At 60.3% G+C, this 12,370-nt stretch carries 5 protein-coding genes; all 5 read left to right on the top strand.

Annotation, left to right across the window (positions count from 1 at the left end; translation table 11 throughout):
• Positions 1-221 precede the first annotated feature (221 nt).
• The 5 genes from K8625_RS42875 to K8625_RS42855 all read left to right on the top strand — a co-directional run bounded on the left by K8625_RS42875 (position 222) and on the right by K8625_RS42855 (position 11,757).
• On the top strand, positions 222-410 hold the full coding sequence (locus K8625_RS42875) for a helix-turn-helix domain-containing protein (RefSeq protein ID WP_370642038.1): 189 nt from the start codon (positions 222-224) through the stop codon (positions 408-410).
• A 368-nt stretch (positions 411-778) separates the two neighbouring features.
• Positions 779-2,482, top strand: coding sequence for a class I SAM-dependent DNA methyltransferase (locus K8625_RS42870; protein ID WP_223785992.1), 1,704 nt, complete (start codon positions 779-781; stop codon positions 2,480-2,482).
• Between the two features lie 253 nt (positions 2,483-2,735).
• Positions 2,736-5,165 carry a hypothetical protein gene (locus K8625_RS42865; RefSeq protein WP_223785991.1) on the top strand — a complete coding sequence of 810 codons (2,430 nt, stop codon included), beginning with the start codon at positions 2,736-2,738 and terminating at the stop codon, positions 5,163-5,165.
• Complete coding sequence (locus K8625_RS42860; protein ID WP_223785990.1) at positions 5,162-9,523, top strand: DEAD/DEAH box helicase family protein; 4,362 nt, start codon at positions 5,162-5,164, stop codon at positions 9,521-9,523. Before K8625_RS42865 ends, K8625_RS42860 begins: the two co-directional genes overlap by 4 nt.
• Positions 9,520-11,757 (top strand): hypothetical protein, encoded by a 2,238-nt coding sequence (locus K8625_RS42855; RefSeq protein ID WP_223785989.1) that lies wholly within the window; start codon positions 9,520-9,522, stop codon positions 11,755-11,757. The genes K8625_RS42860 and K8625_RS42855 overlap by 4 nt, the downstream gene beginning before the upstream one ends.
• Positions 11,758-12,370: the final 613 nt, after the last annotated feature.

Below are 12,370 nucleotides of genomic sequence, written 5' to 3'. Positions count from 1 at the left end.
GCTGCTTGACCCCGCCAAGGAGCATTCCTCCCCCGAACCCCCCTCCGAACAACTACACACGATTCGGGACTTGACCCCCCGAGGGCCGTCCAGCGGTTACCAGCGGTTCACAAGCCCTCGTAAATACTTGGGTTTCTTCGCCCGGGGCTGTCCAGCCGTCCCATCCAGTACCCCAGGACCCCAGGATTTTTGCTGCTAGTTTGCTGCTGGGCCCTGCCCCAGTGACGCCCGTGGCCTCAGGTTCCGGCCGGCTACTGACCGTCCGGGAGGTCGCGGAGCGGATGGGGGTCTGCCGGGCCACCGTGTACCGGCTGTGCGAACGGGGCGAGTTGCCCCACGTCCGCATCTCCAACGCGGTGCGAATAGAGGCTGAGGCCCTGGAGAGATTCATCCGGGAATCTTCATCGTAGGGCCGACTATAGGCTACGCCCCTACACAGCCTGCGCCCTGGCGAGGTGTGGCTGGGGAGGAGCTGGTTGAGCGTGGGCGGGAGTACCGGCGAAGGCGGCCAGAAGAAACGGTGCACCTCGCCGTGCCTCTTCAACAAAGCCGAGTGAGGCCACAGCAACAATGACTCAGCGCGGCGGAGTCAGCCTGCGCAGGATGGGGTGTAACGGCGATGGCGGCACGCAGCGCATGTAGGTAGTGGGCATAGCTCTCACTGCGTCCTCAGCGGACCAACAAAATGGAGCCGCATTGGTGCGCGGTTGTGGGCATTTGCGCCCATTCAAATGTCGTGATACCCACAATGGGGCGTTGTGGGCGATATGGGGGAGGCATGCAAGACGCATGGCGTGCGTGCAGCGCTGGCAATGACGAAAGGGACCGCAGCAGGCGCAGTCACTTAGGCAGCGCAGCAGGCCCTACCCACCCAACATCTACATCCCTATCCGTCGCTGTCAGGCGTATTGCGGCGAACCTCGATCCAAAGCGCACCGGTCTGTCAGGAGCCAAGCGGCTGGACCTCTCCCTCCAGTTGCTCTCTGGCCGGATCCGCGATGCACGGCTCGCCCAATTCCACCGCCTGATATCCGCCCTCCCCGCGGAGGAACGGGATTGGTGGATCGGTACACTCCACACCTTGTTAATGCCCAGTACCGAGCGCCGCCGCTTGGCTGCGCACTTCACGCCACCCAACCTGGCCCGGCGAGTTCTCGAACTCGCAGTGGAAGCCGGCATCGATCTGCGGACCGCCCGCATCATTGATCCCTGCGCGGGCGGCGCTGCGTTCCTCGGAACGGTCGCAGATGAACTGCGTCGTAGCAACATCGATGCAGGAAACGCACTGAGACGGCTCAAGGGCCTCGAGATCGATGAACACCTCGCCGTACTCGCCAGAGCCATTCTTGCCCGCCGCCTGGGGAGAACCTCGGTTCCGGCCCATGTCATTTCCGTAGGCGATGCACTCTCGACGGGAATGAAAGAAACCTTCGATGCGGTACTCGCCAATCCGCCTTACGGCCGCATGCTGGGGGTCCCTAAAGAGAAGCGAATGCGCTGGGCGCATCTCGCCGACCCAGGCCACGTCAATCTTTATGCGCTCTTCGTGGGACTCGCCCTAGATCTACTGCGCCCAGGCGGCATCGCGGCGCTGATCTTGCCAGCGAGCTTCCTGGCGGGCCCCTTGTTCGGCCGCCTCCGCACACACATCCGAACTCACGCCAAGATTATCTCCGTTCACGTCCTTGACGATCGCAACGGCGTCTTCTTCGATGTCGCTCAGGACACGTGCGTCCTTCTCCTGCGGAAAGGCCAGTCGGGAAACGCTCTTCGGTGGGGCGCCATTGCCGTAGATGGAACGGCGCGCCCCCTCGGCAACACGGTGCTTCCGCAGGACTTTGCCGCCCCATGGCCCATGCCCTTGAGCAACCTGCCCCATTCCCATGGACTAGCGCATCTCTCTCATTGGGGATTCGAAGTTCGAGCCGGCTATTTTGTCTGGAATCGTGAGGGCCACCGGATGAGCAAGAACCGAGCAAGCCCTCTCGATTTCCCGCTGGTGTGGGCTGTGAATGTCAACGCTGGCAAGAAGGTACACCCTGAGGCCAGGGATGGAGACGGTGTTGATTTCGTCCGTTTCGAAAAGCCATCCCAAGCCATCCTGCGCCAACGCTCCGTCATCGTTCAGCGTACTACCAACAATCGGCAGCGACGGCGCTTAGTAGCTGGTCCCATCGCCGCATCTGTGTTGGCCCGCTATCATGGCTTCGTCACCGAAAATCACACCCTCACCCTGATTCCGACAAACGACGGGGCGGACCTAGAACTGATATGTCAGTTGCTAGGCAGCGCATCCGTGGACGCAATGTACCGGCGCATTGCAGGCACGGCGAGCATTTCCGTAAGAGCACTCCGCGAGCTACCACTTCCCTGGCCGGAACACCTGCGCGCTGCACTAGAGGTAGGACTCCCGTTCGAGGACGCGGTGAGCAAGGCCTACACAATGGGCACTCGGGAAACGCATGAGCGCACACCGGACTAGGCTATCGATGGCTCAGCGGAAGGCCCCCCGTTCCACAATGAATGGCATCCGCAAGCCGCCACCAACTCCGGATCCGCGACTGCCAACCGAAGAACGGCTCCGGAAGGTATTGACCGCACCACTCCTTCTCCCTGCGCAGGGAGGCGCTCCCCGTCCCCCCCCTCTGATGGTCACAGAGCTCGCGGTGGCGCTACTGCGCGTGTACCGAACGGGCACGTCCGAGGTAGCTCTATACTGGCCCGAACCTCCCGACGTGAGCGTCATCTACCCTCTTGCGTGTCTAGCACTGATGCTTGCACCGGAGCCGCAGGAAAACGGTCAGCGACGCGACCCACCCGCACGGTTCCGCATCTTGTATTTTCCCTGGAACACCCGCACGGGAACAGGGCTTCAGACCGTTCTCGTGGATCGAGACACCATATACCGCGCGAATGCTGGGCACCTGCACCGATACCGCCCCGATCTCCCCATTTCGTCATCTCGAACAGATGGCTGGGAGGCATTTCACCAGGCTCTCATCCGGGTAAAGGATCTCTCCGGAGAGGTTAAGCACAAGGGTTACAAACACCGCAAGCTTCCAGAGTACCAGCACCCCTGTCTTATGGAGATAGTGCCACAGTGCAGTGCGGACAACCTGGAGGTAGCGCGACCGATCCTCCACCGCGCACGCACCCACACCGTCCTAAACAAAATAAGGCTCGGTAACGTGGATGACCCGGCATCCGCTCCCTTCATGCTGTTTGGTCTTCACCGCGATGAGTCGGAAAAAACGCAACTCCGAACTGCTCTAGAACGTACTCCTCCGCCCCTGCATGCCGTCGTCCTGGACGCAAGGCACCGGAGTATCGATGCGCTCGGCGCCGAATGGTATGCGTCACTAGAATTCATCCTGGCGGAACTCCGCAACATACATGGAACCCTTCCCGTGCTTGCGGTGACAGACGAGCCGTACATCCAGCATATCCTCGCAACGACACTGTTGCCCGCGCACCACGGCATTCCCCGGCTTGAGTCCGTACCAACCTTTGCCCGGCACTCTAGTCGCAGGCCTGGCGCGCTGTTCGAGGATCCCCCCTCATTTGTTCCCTCCGGGGCACAGGCGATTCAGTCCTCCTCGTTCGACGGCACCACGCTCAAGTTAATAAGCCAAATCCGTACTTTGCGAAAGAAGGCCCGCGACTTGCGTGATTTCGAGGCGGACCTAGCCCTCCGCGATCTTCAACGCGCAGTGCGGCGCTGCTCCCGTCTCTCGTCTGGCGTCGAAAACCTGTCGGAATTCGTTTATCAAGAGATTGATCGCGATGACGATATCACCCATGACCTGATGGCACCGTACGATGTTAGAGCCCCCATCAGGCGCCTCACCAGCTCTATCGGTAGTGCGCTTCAGCTGACGATGCACGAGTCCATAGGCGCGTTAGATGAACGGCTCCACGCCTTTAGTCAGGAGGTCCGGGAATCTCCACCTATGGCCCGGTTGCTCCGTGATACTTTGAAAAGGACCTTCGCGAAAAGCGCCAATACGATTGTGGTCCTCCCCATTCCCATGGAGGCAGCGCACGCGCAAAAAGCCCTGAGCGATGATTTGGTCATGGGCGCAGAAGTCCGCAACCTCATCAGCGAGGCGAAACTCCAGTTCTTTGATATCCGAGGGCTCCAAGCCGAGCTGGAAGCGGATTCGGCAAGGCGAATCCAAACAGCAATCCTCGTTGCCCCACCACCAAGCCTAGCCCTTGAAGTCATGGCACTGCCGACGTTGCCCGAGCATCTCATCCTGCTCGCCGACATGGATCACCTCCGGCAGATCGGCGACGGAGCCATGCGACTGAGCAAGCTGCGCGAATTCGAGAGTCTGGCGGCGCGTTTTGGCCGCTTGGGACGAGCCGCAGCAGAGGAGATACAGCGACACCAAGGCCACCCTGTCCCACTCCATCTGGACGAGTTGGACTTGGATGACTACGTACCTTCGGCTCGCGAGCGTACTATCAACCTGCTCTCCGCTGAGGACGACCGAGGCGGGCCCTTGATTGAGCTGCGTACAAACCAGGGTGTCCGGATCCACGCCCGGCCCAAGACAAAGCTAGTCCTCTTCGATCGCGAAGCACCAACCAACCCTTTCTACGAGAAGGAAGCACAACAGGTGAAACAGGGCGACCACCTGTGCGTCATCGGAGAGCAATTCGAGGACATGGCCCGTACCCTCATTGACCTTCGTGTACCAGCTGAGGAAGTCCGCGCCTACCACGAAGAAGTACGCCAGCGTATCAGCGCTCTCTCTGGTGGGCTATCCGAGAAGGCCCGGGCTATTTACGAGCGGATTCAGAAGGTGGGACAGCAACCACCTAGCCACGACCGACTCATCGACTGGATCCGTGTGGATGCGTACTTGTCGGAAGACGTGCGGACGGTCCGGCCGCATGCACCCTGGCGCATCGAAGACTTCCTAGCTTTCACCCGAGCCCTCGGAATCTCCGAGACCAGAGCCCGACGCTACTGGAGTAGCATCCAGGGAACCCGCTCCCGGCGGCTCTCGGTGGGACTGCTCCGACACGAGGCTTATCGCACAGTCCTCGTCAAACCATACTCGGTTGTCGTCCCTACCGAGGTCGGGGCGTTGCGAGCCTTTGCTGAGCAGCACGTGGATGAGATTGCAAACATCATCGTGAAGGAGATTCCCTCGTGACACTGACCGCACCCGATTCACGGAACTACGAGAGTCTCCAAGAAGCGAAAGAGGGAGTAACGGACGCTCTCGTCAACATGACAGTGTCGCTCTGCTCTGGCGAAGGACCCGAAGGGGAGTTCATCCGCGGCCGTCGACCGGAACGAGCATTCGTGTCCGGATTCCTGCTGCCGCGTCATGGCCCTACTGGCGACGACGAAACCACCGACATCCGGCTCGCTCTTATCGGCCTCGATACGCAGATTGCCAAGTCGGCCTCCGGGACGCTGTTGGTGCAGCCATCCTTCTCAGTTTATGTACGAGTCCTCCCATTGTGGGCGGAGATCCAAGATCCGCGGTTCGAACTCAAGCCAACCGCCCAGCTCACAAGAGAATGGGACCGGAAAATCAAGGCCGACCACTCCGAGCGATATCTAATAAAGCTGACGGAACACGGACTCAAGGACGGTCGCGACCCGGATCTCTCCAAGGAAGAGCGCGCCGAGCGGCGAGCACTCCGTAAGAAACTCCAAGCTGAAGCTTACAAAGAGACGCTTCGAGCCTTCGGCATTGAACTCAAGCAACCCCAAGGCTCGGACAGCGTCACAGCGATGGAACCGAAGCCGGGCGCCAATACCGAGGCGGAGCCGATAGTCCCCCCAGAGACAGCCGAGGGGGATGATGTTCAATCACATGTGGATCCGGCGACGTCACCACCAGGGGAGATGAAGGCCGGCCCCATCGACGCCCGCAGCTATCCGCTCCACATGCTGCGGGACCTCGACATCCCAATGAAGTGGCGCCGGATTCCCCTGACGCTGCCCACCTTCGAGTGGAACCTCACCCGCGATGAAGGGCGTGAGGAAGCGCTGGAGAAGTACGCGCAGCAGTTGCACGTCGCTATCCAACAAGGTGTCAAGGCATGGCTGGATACCCCGGAGGGACGCCGGGATGCGTGGCGCAATGTCCGGATGAAGCCTCACGATTGGCAGACCGAAAGCTCATGGACGGCCTTCCTTGACAAAGTACGACAGGAACTTCCGAAGCTGGATGAGCTGCTGCCCGATTTTCAACGGACGCGCCTCGCCATTTCCCAGCTCCCAGACTTCACGAATCCCTCCCGTCTCTCACTTCGCGTGGCGCTGGAGAACGACAACCAGGAACTCCAGCGCCACCAAGCATCCTTCAAGTGTCCGGCCCTATTCCAGGTGAAGCTCTCTGTCACACTACCCTGCGAAGTGCACCGACCGCTTCACCTAGACCGGGTGGAGCCTTCATACAGGTTCCGTGACCACCTGCTCTACGATGCCATGGGGCTCAATTGTGGGGCGCACTCGTTTCGGCAGGGCGAGAAGATCTTGCTCGAAACAACCTGGGCGCCGCGCTGGGTCCAGCCTCGGATTGAGCCGCGCAGCATTGACGTCGAGACCTCGTTCGCAGCGCTCGCAGCGCCAGATTTCCAGGTCGAGCGGCTCCGACAAATTGCCAGCAGCTACCGGGAATGGATCCTGGAGCAGCAAACGCGGCTCCCTGCCGATATCGCCAAGCAACTCACGCCCGAACACGCTGCCGCGAAGCAGGAGGACTTCGCCGCCGACGTGGAAGGATGGACGCGCGAAGCGAATCTTATTGATACCGGGGTCACTGTGCTCGCGGAATCAAAGGCCGCCTACGATGCGCATCCCGGCTCACCGCAAGCAGCACCCTGGCGGGCGTTCGTGCTGATGAACCGGGCATTCTACGAACGCGACGGCAAAAATCCTAAGCGGGGCTGGCGCTTGTTTCAGCTCGCCTTCGTGCTTGCCCACGTGCCCTGCCTCGCTTCCCGTCTGCCGGAGTTCGAGCGTTACCATGATCCCGTTCGGGATGAGGATACGGCGAGTCTGCTGTACTTCCCCACCGGCGGAGGGAAGTCCGAAGCCTTCTACGGGACGCTCGTCTTCGCCCTGTTCCTAGATCGCCTGCGCGGAAAGCTCCGGGGCGTCACCGCCCTCGTGCGATATCCCTTGCGCCTGCTCACGCTCCAGCAGGCACAACGCCTCATGCGACTGCTGGTGCGCGCTGAATTAGTGCGCAGGCAGGAAAAGCTGGGTGAATGGCCTTTCGAGATTGGCTTTTGGGTTGGGAGCAACAACACCCCCAACCGCGCCAGTGAAATTACCGACGTGCCGTCCGTTTCAGATGCCGATCACCCGGATGACCGTCGGCTGGATCCTGATGCTCTTCCAGCGGGTGCAGACGAGGACTCCGCACGCGCCTACACCGAAGCCCGCGCGGCTTTCAACAAGATACCACTCTGCCCCATCTGCAGCGAGGCGACAGGGCTGCGCCGCATCCGTGGCCATGGCGAGCACGGGCTCCGAGTCGCCATTGTTTGTTTCAATGACACCTGCGGCTGGAATAAGGCCCATCCAGGCACTCCGCGAACCGAACTACCCTTCCTACTCACCGACGATACGATCTACCACCGAGCCCCCTCCGTCATCCTCGGTACGGTAGACAAACTCGCACTAATCGGACAGCGGGCAGAAACCATCACGCGGGTACTGGGAATGTTCGGTCTGGCGCGTTGGATCACGCAGGACGGGCACTTGCACTCGCCTCGCAAGCGCGAGGAGCTACGGAATGGGCCAAGTGCCGAAAATTGCAGTCCGGTGTTCCCCTCGTATCACCAGGGACAGAGGGTGTTTCGGGATCCGTTCCCGTCACTCATCATCCAGGACGAGATGCACCTGCTCGAGGAGAGCCTCGGCACCTTTGCCGGCCTATTCGAAACTACGCTCGAAGCAGTCCTGCGTCGAATCGAATCAGCCTATGGAGACAAACTGGAGGTAGCCCGCTCTCGGATGCGACCAGGCGCACCCGCGCGGATGCCCAAGGTCATCGCCGCGACCGCGACGGTATCTGATCCAGCCCGCCAGCTCGAAGCAATCTATCAACGCAGCGCACTCCTATTTCCCAGGCCTGGCCCGGACATCCACTCTTCTTTCTTCGCCATCCCCCAGGAACCACCTCAGGCCAACACGGATCGAATGAGGATGAAGGACGATCTCGGGCCGGCCTTGGCTCCGGAAAAAACGTCGCCGTGGATGCGCCTCTACGTCTCCATCATGACAAACGGGGCGAACCATACCGTCACCACCGTCTCGGTGCTCTCAGCATTCCACCTAGTCGTGACACGAGTATGGCGCGGACTCCTCAATCCAGCCAGCCGCCTGGAGACCGCACAGCAGTTGATTGCAGCGGTGTCCCCCGGTCGCGCTGGAGCGTGGCGTCGCACTGCGTTGGAAGCGCTCGTCAAGGACGGCCACTTTGATCGCCTCCTCGCCCTCGTAGACTTGCATCGGGTTGCCATCACCTACGTCACCAACAAAAAGGGCGGTGACCAGGTAATAGATGCGCTCGACTTCCAAGTGCGACGCGACCATGACCGCGCAGGCTTGGACATCGGTGCGGAGTTCCCTTCGAAGCTGATCTCGGGCGGTGTGGACATGGCTGCCATCCAGGAGATTATGAAACTGGCCGAGAAACAGCCGACTCCAGGTACGCCGTATCCGGATATCAATGGGGAGGGCACCCTACGCAACGTAGTCGCTACCTCAGCCATCTCCCACGGCGTTGACGTCGAACGCTTCAACAGCATGTTCTTCGCTGGCCTCCCGTCGAATGTGGCGGAATACATCCAGGCGTCCAGCCGAGTGGGCCGCACCCATGTGGGGTTTGTCATGCTCGTTCCCACCCCGCAGAGCCGGCGAGACCGGTACGTGGTAGAGACCCACGACATCTTCCACCGCTTCCTGGAGCGGATGATTGACCCTCCAGCAGTCGAGCGCTGGGCAGCTCATGCGCTCAGCCGAACACTCCCTTCCATCATTCAGGCTTGGGCGATGGTGGAGGAGGCCACCCATTTTGGCCCGCTGCCTGACAATCAAAAGCACGAGAGCCGGTCTTATGACGTGATCCGCGCGCTCACCACAGGGCTCCTCGGGGCGCCCGAACAATTCCGGCAAAATCTCACCAGATTCGTGCACTCGGCCTTCGGTATGGATGGGCGAGGCCCCAATGGGCTCGGTCGCCCCTCCTATACTCAGTTCTACGCAGAACTCATCACCAAATGGATCCAGAACTTCCTTACCCGATTGAGGGAGGAACCCAGTGCGGGACAACTACACGAGTTTTGGGAGGATCCCCGCAACGGTTTCATGAAGCCAATGACGTCGCTTCGCGATGTAGAAGAGTCCGGCTGGATCGTGGGCTCACCGTTCCACCCGCCGGCCGACATCAAGACCGTCATGGACGTTGTCCGAGGCCGCCTAAAGATCGCTGCGAATCAAGCTGATGAAGGAGCCCAGGACACCGCGCTCCCGGAGAAAACATGAGCCGCGCATCTGACCCGAAGGATTGGAAGACTGGCAAGAAGGCTCGCGCCGCGAAGGGGATACAGCAACGCGAACGGCAGCAGGCACGGGAATCAACGCCGAAGCCGCCTGTATTCTCACGTTCACGGACGCAACTAGCCACGGCCTACGCTCCAGAAGTGCTCTTTACCTTCGAAGGAGGACGTGGAATCTGCCGTTCGGTCCCCGTGGCCGCGCACTTGAGCTTGGATGCAGATGTCATCAACGCCATTCGCGACGGCATGAAGGAGTTCGTGGAGAATTGGGCCGCACGGGCCCGAACCTGCCGGGGCAACGAAGTAAAGCAACCGCTTCGGCTCTGCCTAGATGATGCTTTCATTAAATATGGCCCTATTGATGAGCCGATGATTGATTGGACAGACAAGTTTGCTCCTACCGACCCCAAGCAGATGGGCTACGAGCCGTGGCCGTTGCTGTACTACTGCACTGTATGCCGTCGATTGAGTGAGTTCTCATCCATCAAGGAGCAAGTCAAAAACCCACTGCCAGGCAGCTGCGGTACACATCGGTCTCAGTGGCGCCAGTTGGATGTTGTGTTCGCCCATTGGTCAGGCGACGTGCAGCCGCTGAGCCCATGGCGCCATCACTATGACGAAAATACGCGCGAGATAATCACGCTCCGCTCCTGCCAGTGCGGAGGGGCTGAATTTCGCATCATCAACAAGGCGCCCACGTTCTCCGAGTGGCGATTCCAGTGCGTGACCTGTTTGCGCCAGCGTGATGTGACACAATCCGACAAGGATACATTGTCGGAACTCAAGCCGGAGGTGGATGCGGGTAACCGCGAGTGGGTCGAGATCAACATGTTGCCGGTGTCCTATAGGGCGAACTCGCTCCACTACGTTCAAAGCGGGAGATTCGTGAAGTTAAAGGACTCTCGCTCTAGCACTCTACTGCGACCAGGTTGCCAAGCCGACCTGATGAGCGAGATAGCCCAGTTGCACCGTATCCAGGTCCAACAACCACCTGACGAAGAGATTGAATTCGCGCTCCGCGATTCCGGACGCGAGGATCAATGGGAGGACTGGCGAAACTACATCGCACGCGCCATTGAGGCCGAGAAAAACGAAAGGCAGGAGAGTGCGAAGCGAAACCGTAACCATGCAGACGAACTGTGGCGAGAGTGGATCAAGGCCCAGATCATACCTCCGGGAAAGGTGAACAATCCGACCTTGGAGAAACAGGTGGAGGTACAGTCGCAGTGGGCACGACGCTTCAATCCCTTCCGCCTGACGCTAGAGCACGATGCGGTTCGCAAAGAGCATGTAGAAGAGAAGCAGAAACTTGGCGCAGCTATTGACGTGCTCGCTCCCGATCGCACCCTATGCGACGCCGTAGGAGAACACCTTGCGGCGTACAAAGCGGAGACCGGAGACCTGCTGCAGAAGCTAGGGATCGACACCCTCACCTTCATTAGGGGGCTCCCCATCTGCGAATACACTTTCGGATATAGCCGTGTCTCCTCTGGCCCCATCTACCATCGCGAGTACAATGGACGCTCCATCCCGATGCCTGTGCGGCTGAAAGCGTTTCCACGAATCAATAACGGCAAGCACCCGGTCTACGTCCTCCAGCAGGATAACGAGGCGCTCTATGTCCGGCTCAACGAGTCTCGTGTGCGAGCGTGGTTGACCGCCAATGCGGTGGCTGGGACTCCCGTCGACGCCAGTGAAACCCTGGGCGCCGCCTATCTTGAGCAGTACCGTGATTTCGGCGCCTTTCTGGACGACTACCGCAGGCGTGATGGCTCCCAGGGAGCTGCCCGTAACCTGCCAGCCTATGTCTACATGCTGTTGCACACGCTGGCGCACCAGATGGTTCACGCACTCGCGGAAACCTCGGGTCTAGACACAGCTGGCATTGGCGAGCTGATCTACCCTGCGGATCTCGCTTTCATCGTGTACCGCAAGGGCATGACCCCGGACCTCGGCCACGTGTCAGCTATGTGGCGCAACCATCACCGGGAGTTCCTGCGACTCATTGGAGAACCAAGGCGGCTACGCTGCGGTTCAGGGAGCCTATGCGACGGGCGAGGTGGTGCTTGTCCAGCCTGCGTGATGCTGCCGGATGTAGCCTGCACGTCATCCAATCAGTTGCTTTCCCGCGCCATGCTGGCGGGAGGTAAAGCGCCTCAATGGGAAGGCGACGGAAACGCGAGCGTGGTCGGATGGCTGTCACCTGACCTTCGCGCGTAGTCGCCCGTCGCCTGATATCACGCCCGACGAACACCAAGGGGCCATGGGAGCCGACTTACTTGTCTATGAAGGAGAAGGCAAGCGAAGATTCGTCTGATACATCTGGCGAGTCTTCCAAGGAAGGGTTCGACTCGGAGAAGATTGACAGGATTAACGAGTCGAACGCGAGGCCATGCCGAGCCAGTTCCGCGAGAGGTCCACTCGACTCATCATGCACCACATCGAGCAAGTGCGTCAGGTCCTGCGCCTTGCCACCAGTGTGTACGCCGATTAGTTTCCAGCGACCACGCCTCGGCTCATGGCGCAGTCGTCGCATCGTGGCGAGCTCGTTGCGAGAAATGTGGACCCGCGCGTGATTGCCGCCGGGGAGCGCCTTGCATTCATAGCAGACCGGCTGATTCACGGCTCGGAAGAATCCGTCGCGCTCCGCCGGTTGAAAGTGTGTGAGCCGGTTGGAGCTGAGTGAAGAGCAGAGGAGCGAGCTGGAGGCGTGCTTCCGCACGACGGAGGACCGCCGATTGCGCGACAGGTGCCAGGCCCTCAGTGGTCACCCAAAACCGGCCAATGAAGGTCCCCTGAAAAGCGGCCAAAGGGGAGGGCCGAGACGTTGACG

Origin of the sequence: Myxococcus sp. AS-1-15, assembly GCF_020037055.1 — a bacterium.
In the GTDB taxonomy this organism is placed as follows: Bacteria; Myxococcota; Myxococcia; order Myxococcales; family Myxococcaceae; genus Myxococcus; species Myxococcus fulvus.
Note: the sequence above shows the minus strand (reverse complement) of the source record. Positions and strands in the feature narration are given on the sequence as shown.

What these genes read in the sequence shown, in the direction of transcription:
- K8625_RS42855 (WP_223785989.1), top strand. Translation starts at nt 9,520, where the DNA reads ATGAGCCGCGCATCTGACCCGAAGGATTGGAAGACTGGCAAGAAGGCT.
- K8625_RS42870 (WP_223785992.1), top strand. Translation starts at nt 779, where the DNA reads ATGCAAGACGCATGGCGTGCGTGCAGCGCTGGCAATGACGAAAGGGAC.